Genomic DNA, 19,585 nt, shown 5'->3' with positions numbered 1-19,585 from the left:
AGCTATGCTTTTTCGCTCATACTTAATTGCGGATTGTTGGCGACCGGTAAAACCATGAATTATGAGCCATGAACTATGAGCCAATTTATTAATTTTGCCGGATGGATTTTATAATTGAAGCCGCTGTTAAAGCGGTTAAAACCCTATATCAAACAGAACTGAATGCAGCAGATGTGAATTTGCAGCCTACGCGAAAGGAATTTGAAGGGCAGGTTACTATAGTTACCTTCCCATTTACCAAGTTTTCCCGCAAATCACCCGAACAAACGGGTGCCGAAATAGGCGAGTTCCTAAAAAATGAAGCAAAGGAGATTGCCGGCTTCAATGTGATCAAAGGCTTTTTGAATATTTCATTGGCTGATGGCTATTGGCTCGATACGTTCTATAACGAGATTTTGCCGGATGATTTTGCCGGTTTTAAGTCGAATGGTAAAAAAGTGATGGTGGAGTATTCGTCGCCAAATACCAACAAACCGCTTCACCTTGGTCACGTACGTAATAATCTGTTAGGTTATTCTGTGGCAGAGATATTGAAAGCTGACGGCTACGAGGTGGTAAAAGCTAATCTTGTTAATGATAGGGGTATACACATTTGTAAATCCATGCTGGCCTGGCAGAAATGGGGTAATGGTGAAACGCCAGAGTCAACCGGGGAAAAGGGCGATCATTTGGTGGGTAAATATTATGTACTTTTTGAGAAAGAATTACAAAAGCAGCTGTCGCCAATTTTAAAGGACATTTTTGAAGACCATAACCTGTCAGTATTTAATGAGGATCAAAAAATCAGGGTTGAAGAGCATTTTAATAATATCGGAAGATTTGAAGATAAATTAAAAGATGCTAACTCTAAAGAATTTGACCTGCTTGAAGACAAGATCAGTGATGAAAAAGCTAAGATAAAAGAGCTGGCAAAAGGCCAGACACCTCTGATGATTGAAGCTCAAAAAATGCTGCAGCAATGGGAGGCCGGCAATGAAGAGGTGATCAGCTTGTGGAAAACGATGAACCTTTGGGTGTATGATGGCTTCGGCAAAACCTATGAATCTTTGGGTGTCAATTTTGATAAATTTTATTATGAATCCGAAACCTACTTGTTAGGAAAAGATATTGTGGAAGAAGGGCTTGAAAAAGGTGTTTTCTTTGAAAAGGGAGATGGCTCGGTTTGGATCGACCTGACTGCTGATGGTTTGGATCAGAAATTAGTTCGTCGTTCAGACGGTACCTCCGTATATATGACCCAGGATTTGGGTACTGCCCAGGAGAAATATAAAAACTTCCACATGGATGAATCTATTTATGTGGTGGGCAATGAACAGGATTATCACTTTAAAGTTTTATTCCTCATACTCGAAAAGCTGGGCAAATCATGGGCGAAGGGACTATATCATTTATCATATGGTATGGTCGATCTGCCATCCGGTAAAATGAAATCACGTGAAGGAACTGTAGTTGATGCCGATGATCTGATTGCCGAGATGGAGCAAACAGCCAAAGAGCAGACTGAGGCTTTAGGAAAAGTTGAAAATTACAGTGAAGCTGAAAAAGCAGAGCTTTATCATACCATAGGTATGGGCGCTTTGAAATATTTCCTGTTAAAAGTTGATCCCAAGAAACGTTTGCTGTTCGATCCTAACGAGTCGGTTGATTTCCAGGGGCATACCGGCCCGTTTATTCAATATACACATGCCCGCATTCGGTCGGTATTAAGCAGGGCAGAAGGCTTTGATAATGAAAGAATAGATATAGAATCATTGGATGCTGAAGAAAGAGATTTAATATTGATTTTAAGCCAATTCCCTGAAACGATATCGCAAGCTGCTGCCACGCATAGTCCGGCAGTTATTGCCAATTATGCGTATGAAGTGGCTAAGGCTTTCAATAAGTTTTATCATGAAAAGTCTATTCTGCAGGCAGAAGATGAGACGAGTAAACAATTCCGTTTGCAATTATCATCTGCGACAGCCAAAGTGATCAAAAGGTCGATGAAGCTGTTAGGAATCGAAGTTCCTGAGCGGATGTGATTCAGTTTGCAGTTAAAAGTTGGCAGTTTACACTAAAGAATTATGCATACTGCCAACACTTATTAAGTATTCTCGTGTGCCAACTGCAAGCTGCACACTGCCAACTGATTACTGCCAGTGGCCTCTGTGCCATTTATAACCGCGATTGTCATGATCCCAGTTACCTTTAACCCATGTGCGGCCAGAACGGCCTCTGGTCCAATGGCCACGGTTGTGTACGTAATGTCCGCCGCTATATACCCAGTCGCCTTCAATCCATACAGCACCTGAGTACGGTGGTGGCCCCGGGTCATACGTTACGTCGGCCGGTTGATCTGAAACATAATATTCTCCTGCACATGATGTCAGGAATAGGAATGATCCCAAAAAGGCTATCAACCCTAATTTTACTAAAGTTTTCATCTGTTTTTCGTTTATATAGGTGTAAGCTATAGACAAACGAATACAGAAAAGGTTTGATTATCAGCTATGATTTGAACTTGGGAGACACTACCAGTTCTTTATTTCCGGGCGTATAGATATAGAAACCATTACCCGATTTTACCCCCAAATATCCGGCAGTTACCATATTAACCAATAGCGGACAAGGGGCATATTTTTGGTTACCAAAGCCGTCATACAATACCTTTAAAATCGCCAGGCAAACATCCAAACCGATAAAATCAGCTAATTGCAGCGGTCCCATCGGATGCGCCATGCCCAATTTCATTACGGTATCAATCTCTGCTACTCCTGCAACGCCTTCAAATAAAGTATAAATTGCTTCGTTGATCATCGGCATCAGGATACGGTTAGCTACAAAACCAGGGTAATCATTTACCTCAACTGGATCTTTTCCCAAATCGCGTGAAAGCTGCATGATGGTATTTGTCGTTTCATCGCTTGTAGCATACCCGCGTATCACCTCAACCAGCTTCATAACAGGCACAGGGTTCATAAAATGCATCCCGATCACCTTATTTGGTCTGTTAGTAGCTGCAGCAATCTGTGTGATGGAAATAGAAGAAGTATTGGATGCCAGTATCGCGTTGGCTTTACAAAGCTCACTCAACTGCTTAAAGAGGTTTAGTTTGATCTCCTTGTTTTCAGTAGCGGCTTCAACTACCAAGTCTGCATTGATCGTACCTTCTTTCAAATCGGTATAAGTAGTGATATTAGAAAGGGTAGAAGCTTTTACCGATTCATCGATAGCGCCTTTTTTAATCTGGCGGTCAAGATTATTGCCTATGATTTGAAGCGATTTAGCTAATGATTCGCTGCTAATATCAACCAGTGAAACCTTGAAACCATTTTGAGCAAAGGTATGCGCAATGCCATTACCCATAGTCCCCGAACCGATAACCGTGACGTTTTGTATCATAATTGGTGTTTGAATCAACGCTAAGTTGAGGCAAATTCTTTACATCCCCAAATACCTGTCTTAATTACAAGTGAATATAGCTGCCGGCGTCAATTACGGTCTTTTTGTCGATCATATTATATTGAGGAATATGACCCAGCAACTCTACACCAGTGCTCTCCAGGATGAAATCTTTCGAGTAAATGTCCTTTATTCCATTAAAAATTATACCCCTGATCAGGATTTCGTAGCTTTTTAATGCATGAATAGAAAGCAACGTATGATTAATACTTCCCAGGTAGTTTTGGGATACTAAGACTACCTCAATATTCAATTTTTTGATCAGATCAATGATTAGGAACTCATTATTTAAAGGCACCATCAAACCACCGGCACCTTCTACAATCAGGGCATTGTTAGTTTTAGGTAGATGGATAGTTTCCGGATCGATCGTTATACCGTCAATAGCGGCAGATTTATGCGGAGAAAATGGTTGTGTAAGCTTGTAGCTCTCCGGGTGAATTTTAGTAACCGTATTTGATATCAAACTTTGTACAGATAGCGAATCGCTTTTGTCCAGATCGCCGGATTGAACGGGTTTCCAATAGTCGGCCTTTAGTTTTTCAACCAAAACCGCGGATACAAGGGTTTTGCCGATGCCGGTACCGATGCCGGTAACAAACAAAGGTTTTCTAGAAGTCATAAAGTAGTGTGTTGTTGTAAAATTTCCGACAGCAAAGTTATCTCATTATCGGAATTAAATGAATGTAGACATATCCGTAATCGTTCGCTGCCTTTAGCTACCGTAGGGCTTAAAATAGGACGGACATCCAGACCTGCGTTTTGTAAATTATTAGCCATTAATCCTGCTTTTTCATTACTGCCCACAACGAGGCATTGAATAGATGAGTCACTTGGCAATAGATTGCCTTCTATACCCGCTGTCAGCCGTTTAAATAATTCAATATTATTACGCAATTTTTCAATCTCATCATTCGCTTGTGGTAGCATTTTATAAGCCATTTTTACTGAAGCGATCTGATGAAAAGAAGCGGCTGTAGTGTAAATAAACGAACGTGAAAAATTAATCAGATATTCTCTCAGAGTTTTACTTCCTAATACAATAGCCCCATGACAGCCCAGAGCTTTACCGAAAGTTACTATTCGGGCAAAAACTTCGTTCTCTAAGCCAATTTGATTTATTAATCCATTGTTATACAATCCAATAGCATGTGCTTCATCAACTATTAGTTCAGCTTTGTATTTCTTGGTAATAATCAGAATTTCCTTGATTGGAGGCGTATCACCATCCATTGAATACACGCTTTCAATCACTACATAACAGTTGCCTTTGGCGTGTTTTAACTTTTCTTCTAAGCTTTCCAGATCATTATGCCTGAAGGTATAGCGATTAGCATAACTCAGCCGTGCGCCGTCTATAATAGAAGCGTGAGCCAGCTCATCCAGAATAATCGTATCACCCCGTTGAGGTAAGGATGAGAATAAACCAACATTGGCATCATAACCGGAATTATAAATTAGTCCAGCTTCCGCTTTATGGTAATCCGCAATTTGTTGTTCTAATTTTTCAGTGTAGGAGAGATTGCCTGATAACAGCCTTGAACCTGTAGAACCGTTTACATGTTGAGTAGTTGCAATCTCACTGTCTATCCATTGTTTTAGGGTAGATGAACGGGCAAAACCCAGGTAATCATTAGAGCAAAAATCAACCAGGTCATTTTCTGGTTTTAAAGTTCTGTAAGAACCGTTTTCCCTTCTTTCGTCAAGCCTTTCCCGGATGAATTTGTCTGCGCTCAAGATTAAAAATTTATGCTAAAATAGAGAAAGCCTCCCGTTAAACCGGAAGGCTTTCACAAAAAATGATTTGCGTGGGGTTAATTACCGCCACCACCGCCGCCGCCATTTCTCATCCGGTCCATGCGTTCCTGCATAATTTTATCATATGCAGTAGCCTGGTCGGGAGTTAAGATAGCTTTGATCTTATCATTGGTATCTTTCATTAATGGCATCATAGCCGAACGCATAGCTTGTCTGTCGCCGTTGGCAGCAGTTCTTACGCTATCCATTTTTGTAGCTTGAGCTTTATATATCGCTGTGACTTTGGTTGTCTGGTCGTCAGTCAATTTTAACTGCGTTTGCAGGTCTTTCGCCCTGTCTTCAGGACTTCTTCGCATACCGCCACCTTGTGCACGGCATACTGCTGTAATTCCAACAAGGAAACAGCACATTAACAGGAATTTCTTCATTTTTCTAGTTTTTTAACAATTGATCTTTGGATAAAGTTAGCTGCTAATAGTTTAATAACTATCGTGTAACTTAATTGTTGCCTTGGGGTTGGTTGTAATGGTTGAAGTGGTTGTAGAAGTTGTAGTGGTTATAATTGCGAAACAACAAGTCTCTCAGCTTAATCCATATAATAAACTATTTCAACCTTTACAACCAATACAACCATTTCAACTAATAATCAATTATTCTGCTGAAGCTTGGAAATTGAACGCTGCATTTGTGCCATCATGCTGGTCAGGCTTTCCATGGTTGGTTCAGGGGTTGGTTCAGGAAGATGGGTAGAGATGTAAGCTTTTGCTTTCCATATCTCCAGGATATCTTCTCCATTGATTTCGTATGGTTCATAAACTGGGTTATCTGATACTAATTTTAGTTTTTTCTGTTCTTTAAATTTCCCGTTTACACGTTTATATACTACACCTTCAGATTTTGATACTATAACATATGTGTCTCCTGATTTGATGTCGCCCCAGTTTTCAAGGTATTCGCCAACGATGATTGTACCGGATACCAGCGGAAGCATTGAATCACCTTTGATCTCAAAAGCACGGTAGGTGCCTTGTTTAAACATCGGCAGGTAGAATTTTGGCAAAGCTGCTACATATTCCGGATCAGCATATCCATTTAAATACCCCGCGCTTGCCTTTAATGGCACCATTTCAATATTTTCGTTGTCATCCTTATCCACTGATATACTCAATATACGCAGATTGGCCGGGTCGCCTTTGGGTTTTGGCGCCCATTTCTCGTTTATGGTTTCATTAATAAAGTCATCTACGGTGACGTCAAAAAATGCTGCTATTATTTTTAGCAAATCATATTTTGGTTCTGCTCTTTCTTCCTCATAGGCGCCTACAAGCGACCTTTTTATACCGATCTGGTCTGCAAACTGTTGTTGTGTGAGGCCCTTCTTTTTTCTGAGAAATTTAATATTTGATGAAATTATTGACATAAAATTTGCAATTGCTAAAATTATTAGTATTTTTATGCTCATAAAATTAGTAAATATTTTTTAACCCGCAAATTTTTATTTAGATGAAACGCTTTATTTATATCATAACTGACAGAAACAGAAACAATTTGCATGTTGGATTATGTTCAGATATTTTGAAAACGCTGAATTTTTACCGCGAAATGCCAACCTTATTTTTCGATACAGCACAACAGCTAAATCGTTTAGTATACTTTGAAGAGATCAATACGGAGGAGCAGGCAATGGAACGTTTTAAATATGTGAGCACATTTACCCGCCCGCAAAAAGAAAAAATGATCAGATCTGTAAACCCTGATTGGGTAGACCTGACCATCGGATTAAATTTTGAACACAATACCCGCTCAAGATCAATGATCCGCCCGTCTATCAGTGCTGCGCGTAAGATGGTTACTTTTTAATGAATTTGAGTGCGCCGGAGTTCATGCAATAGCGTTTACCACCCCGATCTGCAGGACCGTCATCGAAAACATGACCCAGGTGTAATCCTGTGCTTTTTTCGATCACTTCGTCGCGTACCATACCAAAGCTGTTATCCTTAACGATCTCAACTTTGTTGGGATCAATCGGTTTTACAAAGCTTGGCCAGCCGGTATGGCTGTCATATTTATCATCCGAGCTGAATAAAACTTCACCGGTAGCAGCGCTGACGTAAACACCTTTTTCGTGGTTGTTCCAATAAGCATTTTTATAAGGTATTTCGGTGCCGCTTTCCACCATAATTTCGTATTGGTTGGGCGTAAGGACCTTTTTCCATTCTGAGGCAGGTTTGCTTAATTTTCTTTTAGCCTGGGACATGCCGTTTTGAGTGCCGAATAGAAATAAAGCACTGGCTGTAATTGCAAGCAGGATTATCTTTTTCATACTCAGAATTACGAAAACAACTTTACTGCGGTTTGCCGCACCCCTGTAATTACTGTGTAAACTTAGGCAGTAGCACCTGCGTCACTACAAAAAGTATCCCGTTGCTTTGCTGAACATCTAAGCGGCTTACTATACTTTGCCCGCCATTCTCATCGGTTAACACAATATTCCGGTTTTCATTGATCTTTGCTGTTAATGTCCGTCCGGATAAAGTTGTGAAGGTGGCTTGTCCGTTTCCAACCTTTATCTGTCTTTCTATATCCTTTGAGGTGATCTTTCCGGCAACAGCATGATATTTTAGAAGAAGAAGCAAGTCGGATTTATGGGTTGGTAATAATAATGTATCGATTGTTCCGACAGGTAGTTTGCCAAATGCTTTATTATCGGGTGCGAAAACGGTAATAGAATTGCCATTAAAGGTATTGGTTGTATCCGCAAGAACTATAGAAGTTAGCGTTGAGAAATTAGGCGACGCAGAAATATTCTCTTGTATAGTCTTCGATGGATTCATTATTGATCCATCTACGTTTCTTGCTTTACCAGGTTTGCTAGCCGCTGAGTCAGCTTTCTGAGCAAATACGACCGAACTGCTGAAGACTAAAAGAAGAGATAGAAGTAACTTATTCATTATAATTTTTGTAAGCTTAACTATTGAGACTAAAATAGGTTTTAAATTAAAAACGTCCCGATAATTATCAGGACGTTTTCTGTAATATATCTTCAGTTACCAACCAGGAGTAAATCCTAAACCGAATACCGGTTTGCTAATGTCGCTGCGGTTAAATGGCCATGCAAAGTAAGGTTCCAATACGAAGTAACCAAACAAATTGACACGCATAGAAACACCCGCACTTAGAGCAGGCACTTTTGAATAAATCGGAGTAGTTTCAGGATTACCATTAGCATCTAATACCGGAGCTCCGTTCCCGTCTATTACGGGTTTATAACCTAAGATACTCGGGTTAGTTTTAAATTCAATTTTATCGCCCGAATTCCATGCAAGCCCTGCGTCAAAGAACAGGTTCAATTCAGTAAATAAAAACTTTGATTTGATCTGAGACAATTTTTCAGGCCCGGTAAATGGCAGGCGAATTTCAAAATTTGCTAAAGCCATTCTGTCACCAGATAGATCATCAATAGTAAAATTGTTAGTTGTTTGTTTGCTGTTGTTATAAAAAGTTTGCGCTTCGTAACCTCGTATATAGAACGGATAGCCGATATACAACGGATAAAGCCCGTCAACACCTCCGAAGCGTCCGTAACCATATAATCTTGCTGCAAATGTGACCGGTTGCACCCGCAGATATTCACGTAAATCGATAGTTGGTGCAAAGAAATGATAAGTGCCAAAGTCATATTCAGCTTGCAACCGGTAACGGAAGCCTGTGAGTGGGGACGCAACACCAAAATATGAATTATCACCTACCAAAGCTGTATTTACCTGAAGTAAGGTAAATGGTGTTAATTTACCTGTCAAGCTGGTATTATTTACGTCCTGGTTGTAGACAGAATTGGAAATGTGCTCATGCTGGTAACCATTATACGCTTGCCCTGAGCTATCATAATTTGTGAGGTAACGATCGACACGATAACTATAGTGAGATATACCCGTACCGAATTCTATCCTGTTAACTTTAGATAGCGGATATGATGTAAAAACATTTGCCTGGTCTTCAAAAATGCGGATAATATCATACCTTTCCTGGAAGCCGTTAATTGAAACCGGTTTGTTTGATGAATTATTTACTGTGAATGTACTAGGTACTATACTATAATTAGCAAACTGGTAGGGAATATGTGATACGCCCACACCAAAGTTCCAGCGGCCTTGCTGATTGATATAAATAAACTGCCCGCCAAAATCATATACCTGGCCGTTAATGTCCAAGCCACCATAGATCAGGTTATGGCCTAATATGTCACTGAACACACCCTGAACACCACTCGAAAAACCTGCACCAAATTGGCTTACTGATGCACCCACACCGCTGCTGGCTAAATAATCCAATTTGAACATCGGTTTATACGGAACCTGCTTAATAGAATCGGTAGGGATTTTCTTATAAGCCAGGTAATTATTCAGGTTTGAATTGATCAGATCGACACCTACTGAACCAAATGGGGGGAGCATTGCCGCATCGAAGTTCAGCGCCTGCTTGTCTACCTCTTTTGGTGTAAAATCTGAGGCTTTGGCATTGTATAAAATGTATTTCTGTGCGAAATAGTAAGAGTAAACAATATCGTCGTTATTAGATATGCTGATTGCCGGTGAATATTCAGTAATACCACAAATACCGGTAAAAAGATCGGTCATTTGCTCTACTTGCCCTGTCGCTAGTGTATAACGATACATATTGCGGAAGCCATCTCTGTTTGATAAGAAATAGATTTTCTTACCGTCAGCAGAATACTGAGGGTCTAAATTATTAGCGCCGTCGAATACATTGATGTTGGCAATTTGCCCGGTAGCAAGGTCCAATTCAGCCAGGTTAAAGGTGATATCCTGTGATAGTGATTTATCATAAGTAGTGCGGTCGCTGGTAAAAATGATCCGTTTTCCATCTCTTGAAAATGATGGTTGGTAGTCGGAAAATTTATCATTTGTAAGCTGCCTGACTTTCTTCGTATCAAAATTATACAAGTACAAGTCACTTTGTCCGTCCGACATTCCCTGGACAACGATGTTTTTTCCGTCGGGCGACCAGCTCAGGTTACTGAACTGTTCCGCTTTTTCCATCGAAATATTGTCCAAAACACTTCCACTTGGAATATCTACCACAAGCATCCGGTTCCGGCCATGACTAAATACACTGAACGCAAATTTCTTACTATCCGGCGACCAGGCTCCTGCTGATTCAATAAAGTTAAACTCATCAATATGGGTGTTGGATATTTTACTTGTCAACTTTTTTATTACTCGCCCCGTATGCGCATCTGCGAGATAGAGATCGACCGTGAACAGATCCTTTTCAGATAGAAATGCCAGGTAATTGCCATCAGGGCTAATAGCCGGTGCCACATTCAGCTCACCGGAATTTTTATTGTCGATCAATTTTATACCCACCGGCTTTTGCACCGTATCTTTTAATAATGGCTTGTATGCTGTTTCGATAGCGTTTTTCCAAAGGTTGGATAATGTTTTATCATCATAACCAAACGTTCGACGGATGCCATATTCTAATCCGAATCTGGCTGTATTTTTAAAGAATGGTACAATGATGGTATCACCATAAGTAGAACCAATGTATGACCAGAATGCCTCGCCATAACGATAAGGGAAATACTTGTTGGTTTCTGTCAGATCGCGTATAGTTGGTATGTTTTTGTTCAGATAAGCATCCCTGATCCACATTGCGGTGTACGCATCCTTTTTACCAATGGAAAGATACTCAGCCATACCTTCAATCATCCACAGTGGTATATTATTGATGTTTTCATACATCGCAGAATCGCGGCTCAGTAATGCATGATACTGAAATGCGTGCACCAACTCGTGACCGATAACGTGACGGGTTGTTTGGTTGGTTTCCATCATTGGCATCACTACGCGGTTCTTTAAACCTTCAGTTACACCACCCGTACCTACACCAATTTCGCCATCAATAGCTGTGGTTTGCTGGAAATCGGGGTGATCGGCATAAAGAATAATGGGGTTAGGCTTTCTAAACGTATCCCTGAAAACCTGCTGGTGAATAGTATACCACAATTCACTTTCCTGCGCAAAACGTTTGATAGTGCTATCATTTTTGATGTAGTAATAGATCTCGAAATGCGGGGTCTTATATACCTTAAATTTCAGGTTCTTATAGCGAACTTTGTTCTGTCCGAAATATTGTGCTCGGGCATCCTGACTGATCATTAAAGTTCCGGCAATACATAATAAGGCCAAAGCATATCTTTTGAACCAGGCAAAGGTTGGGTATAGTTTATTCATAGATTCATTTATAAAGAATAAATCTGCAGATGAATTTTGATTTTCTTTTATATAAACAGTTCAATATAGAAAAAATTATTCTACGCTGACACTGGCGTTAAATTATCTGTTTTGCTGATCAGGCGTTTTGTTTTCAGGGTTTTCCTCAACCTTATGCATATCATCCAATTGTGTTGAATCAATCTTAGGGCCACTCAGGCTATCAGTTTGCAAAGTGTCCACCTCTATGCGTGGCGAAGGGCAGTTATACTCCTTGGTGATCTTGGTCCATGGTTTCGGGAATGGTCCATAAGTATATCCCGATTTAGGATCAGCGTATACCTTCTCCATAAACCTTGCAAAGATCGGTAATGCCGTATGCGAACCTTCCCCGGTCTCAGAACTGGTAAAATGTACGCTGCGGTCATCGCAACCAACCCAAACACCCGTCACCAGGTCCTTTGTGATACCCATATACCACCCATCAACATATTTTGATGAGGTGCCTGTTTTGCCGCCAATCTGGTTGTTGTCCTTCTTCCATAAACCCGGATACTCCCACAAAGCCTGCGAAGTGCCACCCGGTTCTTCCATACCACCTCTGAACATGTATAGCATCAGCCAGGCTGTTTCATCACTCAATACCTTCTCCGTTTTTGGCTTAAATTCAGCCAGTGTGTTATTATCCTGATCAGTTATTTTACTTACGAGGATAGGGTCAATACGGTTGCCCTTGTTTAAAAAGGTGCTATACGCACGCACCATTTCATATACCGAAACATCATTTGTTCCCAATGAAACCGAAGGAACTGATTTTAAAGGACTCTCGATGCCGATTTTGTGTGCGTACTGCACAATTTTATCCCAACCCACTTTCTCGGTCAATTGAGCTGTAATAGAGTTTACCGATTTACCCATGGCCCAGCGCAGCGACATCTCCATATAAGTAAAATGGAAGTCGGCATTTTGCGGTGCCCAAACATCTGGTTTGCCATTATCCATAAAGTTGATGGATACAGGCTTGTCAGTAAATTTATCGCATGGTGTAAAGCCATTATCCAAAGCAGTTACATAAGCAAAAGGCTTAAATGTAGAGCCTGCCTGGCGCTTGGCCTGGTTTACGTGATCATAGTTAAAGTAACGGTGGTTGATGCCGCCAACCCACACTTTTATTTTCCCTGACGATGGCTCGATGGTCATCATGCCGGTATTCAATATTTTGGCGTAGTATTTTATTGAATCGACGCTGGAGAATGTTGTGTCCTTATCTCCACTCCACGAGAAGATGGTCATTCTCTTTTTCTTCCCGAAGTATTGATTTATACGGGTGGTATCGCCATGATATTGCTGCTGAAGCACTTTGTAAATGGGTAAACGCTGCTCCGATTTCTGAACGAAATCAGGAATGATATTGCCATCCAGATCGCGCCATGGTATTTTGTTTCCCCATAGATTGTAGAAACGCTTTTGCAGCATCTTCATTTTTTCTTCTACTGCTTCCTCTGCATATTGCTGCAAGCGAGAATCGATGGTAGTATAGATTTTCAGGCCGTCTTCATATAAGTTATAGCCATTATCCTTGCACCATTTATCCAGCCATTTTTCTACTGCACGACGTATGTAAGAATCACCCTGCCATTCGTTGTCAATATAGCTCAGGTCAATATTTAAAGGCTGTTTAATATCAGCATCATACTCGGCTTTGGTGATGTATTCGTATTTCTCCATCTGCCCTAAAACCGTATTACGCCTTTCCAGGCTTTTTGCTGGGTTCTTGATCGGGTTGTAGGTGGATGTTGCCTTAAGCATTCCAATCAATACACCTGCTTGTGGTGCATTTATTTTATCAGGAGTGACATTAAAGTATTTAAGTGACGCCGCCTGTATGCCAAAAGTATTGTTACCAAACGGAACGGTGTTGAAATAAAGTGTCAATATATCCTCTTTACTATAATTGCGCTCGATCTGGAAAGCGGTAAACCATTCTTTCACTTTGGCCACTATGGTGCGGATAACCGGTATATGACTGGCAACGCCCTGCGATTTCTTTTTACGGGTCGAGAACAGGTTTTTAGCCAGTTGCTGTGTAATGGTACTGCCACCGCGTTTATCGCCTTTGGCTGTTGACACCATACTGGTAAAAAAAGAATAAAAATCGACACCGCTATGCTTGTAAAAGCGCACATCCTCAGTAGCGATCAGTGCATTTACCAGGCTGGGGGAGATGGCTTTGAAATTGACCGGGGTTCGGTTTTCCTTTGAATAACGGCCAATTAGCTTACCATCAGAGTAATACACTTCCGATGAAATGGATAATTCGGGGTTTTTTATATCGTGGATGGTGGGCGAATAACCAAAAAGCCAGAGGAAATTCAGTTCAATTGCACAGAAGAAGATGATAACAAAATAGATAAATATAACGAAGTACCTGAGGAACCTGTTTTTTATACGTCTGAACATTCGGTAAAGATGGTAAAATTATGGCGCTTAATCAGTGAGTGCCGGGCAAATATAACTAACGCAAGTTTAACGGTTAAATTTTAAACTAACTTAACGGAAATACGGTTATTAAGGTTATATTTCTAAATATGAAACAGATCATTGATAAATTTAAGGTTTCTGACGGGCGGAAATTTTCTCTAAACGATTATGACTCCGGCTATGCCAACGGATATAAGAAGGATGATGCAGATAAGATATTGGCAGACTTAATTAAAAAAACCGCCACCCTGCAAGAGGAATTATATGCCGACAAGAAATACTCATTACTCATCATCTTCCAGGCGATGGATGCGGCGGGTAAGGATAGCGCAATAGACCATACTATGTCGGGGCTTAACCCGCAGGGCTGCGAGGTTTTTAGCTTTAAGCAACCAAGCAGCGAGGAATATGCCCATGATTTTTTATGGAGACATTATAAGGCGCTGCCTGAGCGCGGACGCATAGGTATTCACAACCGGTCGCATTATGAAAATGTGCTGGTCGCAAAAGTTCATCCCGAGCTGGTTTTGAAGGAGAATATACCCGGCATTAACAATATAAAAAGGCTCACCGATGATTTTTGGGACGAGCGGTATCAAAGCATAAGGAACTTTGAGAAGCATTTGCACAATAATGGCACTGTGATCATTAAATTCTTTCTGAACGTCTCAAAAGATGAGCAAAAAGAGCGCTTTATAAAGCGCATTGATGATCCGGAAAAAAACTGGAAATTCTCTGCCGGCGACGTTAAGGAAAGAGAATTTTGGGATGATTATATGAAAGCCTATGAAAAGGCCATAAAAGAAACAGCCACCCCCGAAAACCCCTGGTATGTTATCCCTGCTGATAAAAAATGGTTCACCCGCATCGCCATCTCAGAGATCATACTGCATACCATTGAGGAGTTGAAATTAAAATACCCTGTGTTGCCCAAAGCTGAGAAGGATGAATTGCAGAAGATGAAGGCGGTTTTGGAAAAGGGGTGAAATTGTCAGAATCGGAATTTACAGAATTTAAGAATGAACTGAATCCTGAAAATTTAATAATCCTGGAAATTCTAATTCAGACAACAAAGGCGCCCTGATATTCAGACCGCCTTTATTATCATGTATTGAATATTTTAACTCAAATACCTTTAAACAAGGTTTGTGCTTTTTCGCCGATAATTGGAATAGGTTTCTTTTCGCCGTTAATTGCGCCGATAAAGCCAATAAGCCAAAGGATAATGAATACTATCCTTATGATCCAGTTTAAACCAACAAGTCCAAACCAGCCACCTGCAAAACCGCCACTTGTAACAGTTGAAAAGAATATGGCTGCGAAGATCATTCCCAATATCCACGAAACCAGGAATGAAACGATGTGTAATAATAGCGTTTGTCTGAGTTGATAGCTGCCCAATTCAGTTTTGTTACTTTGATGCATGCCAAAATAAGCGATCAGCCAACCAATAATGGTGATGTAACTGATAATGCCGACATTTTTCCCGTTGTCGGTAGTTGAGATGTTGTTGTTTGGTTCCATTTGATAACGAGTTCTTTAGGTTTGTTTACTTATAGTAAAATTAAACTAATTACCATGAGATATCCAAATTATTCTTTGAGGTGAAAGCTTAAAGGTGAAAGGCAAAAGGTTTTGCCACCACATAGAGGGTATTCCCTTTCGCCTTTGACCTTTCGCCTTTAACCTTCTTATTCGATAGTTATCTCATCCGCAAATATATAAGATGGCTCTCCCTTGCTTTCATGCCAGTCGGGTAGCGGGCCATATTGCTTAGCTACAACCTTAATATATCTGGCTTTCACGTTCAGATCGGCTTTAAACTCCTGTGTCTGCGCCTTCGTATCTTTAACATCGATTTTGTTGTTTACTGTAGCTGCCAGTTTGAAATTTTTGTTGTCGTCAGACACCCAGTATTCCACAGTTTTTGGAAACACGATCCATGAGCCCACATCCTGCAAAGTGCCCAGTGATGCCGATTTGATGTCTTTCAGCTGCCCCATATTAACTACAGCAATCAGGTCATTACCCTGAAACCCTTGCCAGTGACCAGTTTTCCAGTTGGCTGTACCTCTCAGACCATCGATCAAGCTTTCATCACCCTCGGCAGAATAGGCAGGCAAATATTTAGTCAGCAGTGATAACTTGATGTCATCCCGTATTTTGTGGAATGTGCCTTCATCAACAAAGCTTTGCTTATCACCTTTTACAGCAATGGCTTTAACGGTGGTGGTAGTTGATATATTAATGGGCTTGGTGTATAAAGTAGAAGAAGTCGTTGGAGTTGAGCCATCTAGTGTGTAATATATTTTTGCATCCTTGTCATAGCATTTAATGGTGATATCAAAAGGCTTTTTGAAAGTCGGCTGTGTATTTAAAAAGTATGGGTTTGAGACAATAAGGTTATCAGCAATTTTTGATACCGGTCTTTCCAGGCTTTGAACGAAGAGCTTATTCGCAAGTCGGCCTGTATAAACATCAAACTGGCCGCCGTTTTGAATATCCTTATCATCTATGAAAAGTTTGTTGTAGGTCTTTTTATTCAAAAGCATGCCTTGCAGGTAAGTATTTTGAAGGCTGACACCAGAGCCAGAATTGGTGATGGTGAATTTCTTGCCATTCTCCAAATTGATCACCGCTTTATCAAACTGCGGTATGCCGATCTGATATTCAGTTTGCCCCGGCTGAATGGTATAAATACCCAACGCACTCATCACATACCAGGCTGACATCTGCCCGCAATCTTCATTACCGGACAAGCCATCAGGCGAATTACTATATTCCTCTTTCAAAATGCGGTTAACCCACATCTGCGTTTTATCAGGTGAGTCAGTAAAATTATACAGATAAGCCATGTGGTGGCTTGGCTCATTGCCATGTGCATACTGACCGATCAGGCCTGACACATCATCCACCTGTTTACCGCTTAGCTTAGATGTTGTAGTAAATAATTCATCCAATTTCGCTTCAAATTTATCTTTACCGCCCATACGGCTGATTAATCCGTCTAAATCCTGCGGAGCAAGGAAGGTGTATTGCCATGCATTGCCTTCGGTGTAGTTGTTGTTGAGATCTGTCGGATCAAATGGCTCATACCAACCACCATCAACCCGGGCCTGCATAAAGCCGGTCTGATCGTTATACAAATTCTTCCAGTATTGTGCACGTTGAATGAATTCAGCATAATCCTGCGGCTTATTCAGCATTTTGGCAAATTGGGCGATGCACCAGTCGTCATAAGCATATTCCAATGTTTTTGATACCGATTCGTGCTCGTCATCAGCCAGTACAGCCCCGTTTTTGCGATAACTATCCAAGCCGAATTGATTACGGTTTACAGCAGCTTTCATGGCTGTAAATGCCTCTTCTGTATTAAAGTCCCTGATTCCTTTTGCATAAGCGTCTACAATTACTGGTATAGAGTGATTACCCACCATGCAATAAGTCTCATTTGAAGCCAAAGGCCAGATAGGCAGTAAACCGCCCTGCTCATACATCGCCAGGAATGATTTGATAAAATCCAATGTGCGTTTGCGGTTAATGATTGTAAACAGCGGGTCCTCTGCACGGTAGGTATCCCATAAAGAGAATACAGTATAATAATCAAAGCCCTCGGCCTTATGTATCTTTTGATCCATACCCCGATATTGCCCATCAACATCGCTATAAATATTAGGAGCAAGCATGGAGTGATATAGCGATGTGTAGAATACCGTTTGCTTTGTTTTTGCCCAATCAATAACCGGTTGTGTCTTTTTCTGCTGAGGACGATTGTGAGCTGATGGACTATAGCCGCTATTCTGATACTGCTGGCGCTGAGCATCTTGTGATGTTTCAGGGGCGCCACCTTCGACCTGTATTTTGTTCAGCTCGGTGTTCCAGTCAGCCTTTGCAGCTTTTTCAACTTTTTTAAAATCAAAATCTGGCACTTCGGAGTCGAGGTTTTTCAGCGCACCTTCGTCGCTTACTGAGGATATACCCACTTTGGCAATCACTTCGCCCGGATTGTCAAATTGGATATACATTTTGATGTTAGTGCCCTGCAATTTGTTTTTGCCTGGTTGTAGGGTATCGTTTGATGCTATACCATAAGTTTTAAACGGCTTAGAGAATTTAGCATAGAAATAGATGTACTGGTCAGCGGCCCATGAGCTTGAACGACGGAAACCTTTTATTTCATGATCATTCACCACTTCAATCCATGAATCCAGTACTTTATCGCGATGCTGCAGGTCGATTATAATGTTGGCTTCCTTAGTACTTGGGAAATCATAACGGTGTACGCCAACACGTTTGGTAGCGGTCAGCTCTACACCGATTTTATATTTATCTAATATGGTTTTATAATATCCCGGAGACGCTGATTCATTCTTTTTCTTAAAGCCTGAGCGGTACTCAGTATTCTTAAATTGAGGTTGACCGGTTGTCGGCATAAACAGGATATCGCAATAATCGGCTATGCCAGTGCCGCTCAAATGGGTATGCGAGAAACCGTAAACTACCGTATCGGTATAATAATATCCGGAACAGCCATCCCAACCCTCCAAACGCGTATCAGGACTGAGTTGAACCATACCAAACGGCACTACAGCGCCTGGGTAGGTGTGGCCGTGACCACCGGTACCGATAAATGGGTTGACGAGTTTAGTGTAATCGTTTTTCTTTTGTGCGAATGATGCTGATGCAATAAATACCGTGCAGGAAACTAAAAAAGCAGCACGAAGGGAATACTTCATTAGGGCTTAATTATAGATTGATGAATTGTGTACTAAATCAATCAACAAATTAAACGCTTTGAATTGATATTTTGAAGGTTAATGTTCCTTTATAACCAGCGATTCCACATCATTTATCGTAAAGTCATCGGCATCCCGTAAGAATGGGAGTGTACGCCGTGTTTTGGTAACCTCGTCGGGTATGATGGAAAATGTATATACATCTTCTTCGTCGCGTTTGTAATAAATTGCATTGCCGTTAGGGGTGATGCAGGTTGAATCACCCGAATGATAGATTTCATTTCCATCGTGGCCAACACGGTTAACCCCAATTACATACGACTGGTTTTCTACAGCCCGAGCCGGCAGCAGTGTACGCCAGTGCGAAGCCCTACGCTCAGGCCAGTTTGCGACTACAATTAATACATCGTAAGTTTCGTGTACATTCCGCAGCCATACAGGGAAGCGCAGGTCGTAGCATACCACCGGGCAAATCTTCCAGCCTTTAAGCTCAACTATCAGCTTTTTGTGACCTGGCGTATAAGTAAGGTGCTCTTTGCCCAATTTAAACAGATGGCGTTTATCGTAGCATTGATATTTGCCATCGGGGCGCATCCATATCAGGCGGTTATAATAATGATCGCCTTCTTTAATAATAAGGCTGCCGGTTACAACGCAATCGTATTCTTTGGATATTTTGTGCATCCAAAGCATAGTTTTTCCGTTCATGGGTTCTGCCAGTGCCTCAGCATTCATGGTAAAACCGGTATTGAACATTTCGGGCAAAATGATCAGATCGGTTTTTTCCCGGATATTGGCTAAACGCAGTGCAATATTCTGCAAGTTTTTGTCAATATTTTCCCAAAACAGATAGCCCTGAAATAGTGTAATCTTTAGATTTTCCATGCAACTAATTTAGATCGGTTAATTTTCTTTTGGAGAAAATGCAACTCC

Annotated in this window: 16 protein-coding genes; 3 read left to right on the top strand and 13 right to left on the bottom strand. The window is 41.0% G+C overall.

What is annotated here, in order from left to right:
• Positions 1 to 101: 101 nt before the first annotated feature.
• A complete protein-coding gene (gene argS / locus VIM89_RS17895; protein WP_488157549.1) occupies positions 102 to 2,021 on the top strand; it encodes an arginine--tRNA ligase in 1,920 nt (639 codons plus the stop codon).
• A gap of 108 nt (positions 2,022 to 2,129) precedes the next feature.
• On the opposite strand, the gene VIM89_RS17890 is transcribed toward argS, so the two are convergent.
• The 6 genes from VIM89_RS17890 to VIM89_RS17865 all read right to left on the bottom strand — a co-directional run bounded on the left by VIM89_RS17890 (position 2,130) and on the right by VIM89_RS17865 (position 6,619).
• Positions 2,130 to 2,423, bottom strand: a complete 294-nt coding sequence (locus VIM89_RS17890; protein ID WP_488157548.1) for a hypothetical protein — start codon at positions 2,421 to 2,423, stop codon at positions 2,130 to 2,132.
• Between the two features lie 64 nt (positions 2,424 to 2,487).
• A complete protein-coding gene (locus VIM89_RS17885; RefSeq protein ID WP_488157547.1) occupies positions 2,488 to 3,381 on the bottom strand; it encodes a 3-hydroxybutyryl-CoA dehydrogenase in 894 nt (297 codons plus the stop codon).
• 64 nt (positions 3,382 to 3,445) lie between these two features.
• A complete protein-coding gene (gene bioD, locus VIM89_RS17880; protein WP_488157546.1) occupies positions 3,446 to 4,063 on the bottom strand; it encodes a dethiobiotin synthase in 618 nt (205 codons plus the stop codon).
• Entirely contained in the window at positions 4,060 to 5,178 is a 1,119-nt protein-coding gene (locus VIM89_RS17875) for an aminotransferase class I/II-fold pyridoxal phosphate-dependent enzyme (protein ID WP_488157545.1), read from the bottom strand. The genes bioD and VIM89_RS17875 overlap by 4 nt, the downstream gene beginning before the upstream one ends.
• 77 nt (positions 5,179 to 5,255) lie before the next feature.
• The gene (locus VIM89_RS17870) at positions 5,256 to 5,627 is read right to left on the bottom strand and encodes a Spy/CpxP family protein refolding chaperone (protein ID WP_488157544.1); all 372 of its coding nucleotides are present in this window, start codon (positions 5,625 to 5,627) and stop codon (positions 5,256 to 5,258) included.
• A gap of 218 nt (positions 5,628 to 5,845) precedes the next feature.
• Positions 5,846 to 6,619: an XRE family transcriptional regulator gene (locus VIM89_RS17865; RefSeq protein WP_488157543.1), complete on the bottom strand. Its 774-nt coding sequence runs from the start codon at positions 6,617 to 6,619 to the stop codon at positions 5,846 to 5,848.
• An 83-nt stretch (positions 6,620 to 6,702) separates the two neighbouring features.
• Between VIM89_RS17865 and VIM89_RS17860 the strand changes: the two genes are divergently transcribed.
• Positions 6,703 to 7,059 carry a GIY-YIG nuclease family protein gene (locus tag VIM89_RS17860; RefSeq protein WP_488157542.1) on the top strand — a complete coding sequence of 119 codons (357 nt, stop codon included), beginning with the start codon at positions 6,703 to 6,705 and terminating at the stop codon, positions 7,057 to 7,059.
• On the opposite strand, the gene msrB is transcribed toward VIM89_RS17860, so the two are convergent.
• The 4 genes from msrB to VIM89_RS17840 all read right to left on the bottom strand — a co-directional run bounded on the left by msrB (position 7,049) and on the right by VIM89_RS17840 (position 13,895).
• Positions 7,049 to 7,522, bottom strand: a complete 474-nt coding sequence (gene msrB / locus VIM89_RS17855; RefSeq protein WP_488157541.1) for a peptide-methionine (R)-S-oxide reductase MsrB — start codon at positions 7,520 to 7,522, stop codon at positions 7,049 to 7,051. The two genes, VIM89_RS17860 and msrB, sit on opposite strands and share 11 nt — an antisense overlap.
• A 49-nt stretch (positions 7,523 to 7,571) precedes the next feature.
• On the bottom strand, positions 7,572 to 8,150 hold the full coding sequence (locus VIM89_RS17850; protein WP_488157540.1) for a fasciclin domain-containing protein: 579 nt from the start codon (positions 8,148 to 8,150) through the stop codon (positions 7,572 to 7,574).
• Between the two features lie 96 nt (positions 8,151 to 8,246).
• Positions 8,247 to 11,456: a tolB protein precursor gene (locus VIM89_RS17845; protein WP_488157539.1), complete on the bottom strand. Its 3,210-nt coding sequence runs from the start codon at positions 11,454 to 11,456 to the stop codon at positions 8,247 to 8,249.
• 102 nt (positions 11,457 to 11,558) lie between these two features.
• Positions 11,559 to 13,895 (bottom strand): transglycosylase domain-containing protein, encoded by a 2,337-nt coding sequence (locus tag VIM89_RS17840; protein WP_488157538.1) that lies wholly within the window; start codon positions 13,893 to 13,895, stop codon positions 11,559 to 11,561.
• A 128-nt stretch (positions 13,896 to 14,023) separates the two neighbouring features.
• Between VIM89_RS17840 and VIM89_RS17835 the strand changes: the two genes are divergently transcribed.
• Positions 14,024 to 14,902 carry a polyphosphate kinase 2 family protein gene (locus tag VIM89_RS17835; RefSeq protein ID WP_488157537.1) on the top strand — a complete coding sequence of 293 codons (879 nt, stop codon included), beginning with the start codon at positions 14,024 to 14,026 and terminating at the stop codon, positions 14,900 to 14,902.
• Positions 14,903 to 15,041: 139 nt separating this feature from the next.
• On the opposite strand, the gene VIM89_RS17830 is transcribed toward VIM89_RS17835, so the two are convergent.
• The 3 genes from VIM89_RS17830 to VIM89_RS17820 all read right to left on the bottom strand — a co-directional run bounded on the left by VIM89_RS17830 (position 15,042) and on the right by VIM89_RS17820 (position 19,537).
• Positions 15,042 to 15,440, bottom strand: a complete 399-nt coding sequence (locus VIM89_RS17830) for a hypothetical protein (protein ID WP_488157536.1) — start codon at positions 15,438 to 15,440, stop codon at positions 15,042 to 15,044.
• A 167-nt stretch (positions 15,441 to 15,607) separates the two neighbouring features.
• Positions 15,608 to 18,652 carry a GH92 family glycosyl hydrolase gene (locus VIM89_RS17825; RefSeq protein ID WP_488157535.1) on the bottom strand — a complete coding sequence of 1,015 codons (3,045 nt, stop codon included), beginning with the start codon at positions 18,650 to 18,652 and terminating at the stop codon, positions 15,608 to 15,610.
• A 78-nt stretch (positions 18,653 to 18,730) separates the two neighbouring features.
• Positions 18,731 to 19,537, bottom strand: coding sequence for an amidohydrolase (locus VIM89_RS17820; RefSeq protein WP_488157534.1), 807 nt, complete (start codon positions 19,535 to 19,537; stop codon positions 18,731 to 18,733).
• Positions 19,538 to 19,585 lie beyond the last annotated feature (48 nt).

Source organism: Mucilaginibacter sp., assembly GCF_036568825.1.
Classification (GTDB): Bacteria; Bacteroidota; Bacteroidia; order Sphingobacteriales; family Sphingobacteriaceae; genus Mucilaginibacter.
Note: the sequence above shows the minus strand (reverse complement) of the source record. Positions and strands in the feature narration are given on the sequence as shown.

Excerpts from the sequence above, each read along its gene's own strand:
- argS (WP_488157549.1), top strand. The coding sequence starts at position 102 with ATGGATTTTATAATTGAAGCCGCTGTTAAAGCGGTTAAAACCCTATAT.
- VIM89_RS17890 (WP_488157548.1), bottom strand. The coding sequence starts at position 2,423 with ATGAAAACTTTAGTAAAATTAGGGTTGATAGCCTTTTTGGGATCATTC.
- VIM89_RS17885 (WP_488157547.1), bottom strand. The coding sequence starts at position 3,381 with ATGATACAAAACGTCACGGTTATCGGTTCGGGGACTATGGGTAATGGC.
- bioD (WP_488157546.1), bottom strand. The coding sequence starts at position 4,063 with ATGACTTCTAGAAAACCTTTGTTTGTTACCGGCATCGGTACCGGCATC.
- VIM89_RS17870 (WP_488157544.1), bottom strand. The coding sequence starts at position 5,627 with ATGAAGAAATTCCTGTTAATGTGCTGTTTCCTTGTTGGAATTACAGCA.
- VIM89_RS17865 (WP_488157543.1), bottom strand. The coding sequence starts at position 6,619 with ATGTCAATAATTTCATCAAATATTAAATTTCTCAGAAAAAAGAAGGGC.
- VIM89_RS17860 (WP_488157542.1), top strand. The coding sequence starts at position 6,703 with ATGAAACGCTTTATTTATATCATAACTGACAGAAACAGAAACAATTTG.
- msrB (WP_488157541.1), bottom strand. The coding sequence starts at position 7,522 with ATGAAAAAGATAATCCTGCTTGCAATTACAGCCAGTGCTTTATTTCTA.
- VIM89_RS17850 (WP_488157540.1), bottom strand. The coding sequence starts at position 8,150 with ATGAATAAGTTACTTCTATCTCTTCTTTTAGTCTTCAGCAGTTCGGTC.
- VIM89_RS17845 (WP_488157539.1), bottom strand. The coding sequence starts at position 11,456 with ATGAATAAACTATACCCAACCTTTGCCTGGTTCAAAAGATATGCTTTG.
- VIM89_RS17840 (WP_488157538.1), bottom strand. The coding sequence starts at position 13,895 with ATGTTCAGACGTATAAAAAACAGGTTCCTCAGGTACTTCGTTATATTT.
- VIM89_RS17835 (WP_488157537.1), top strand. The coding sequence starts at position 14,024 with ATGAAACAGATCATTGATAAATTTAAGGTTTCTGACGGGCGGAAATTT.
- VIM89_RS17830 (WP_488157536.1), bottom strand. The coding sequence starts at position 15,440 with ATGGAACCAAACAACAACATCTCAACTACCGACAACGGGAAAAATGTC.
- VIM89_RS17825 (WP_488157535.1), bottom strand. The coding sequence starts at position 18,652 with ATGAAGTATTCCCTTCGTGCTGCTTTTTTAGTTTCCTGCACGGTATTT.
- VIM89_RS17820 (WP_488157534.1), bottom strand. The coding sequence starts at position 19,537 with ATGGAAAATCTAAAGATTACACTATTTCAGGGCTATCTGTTTTGGGAA.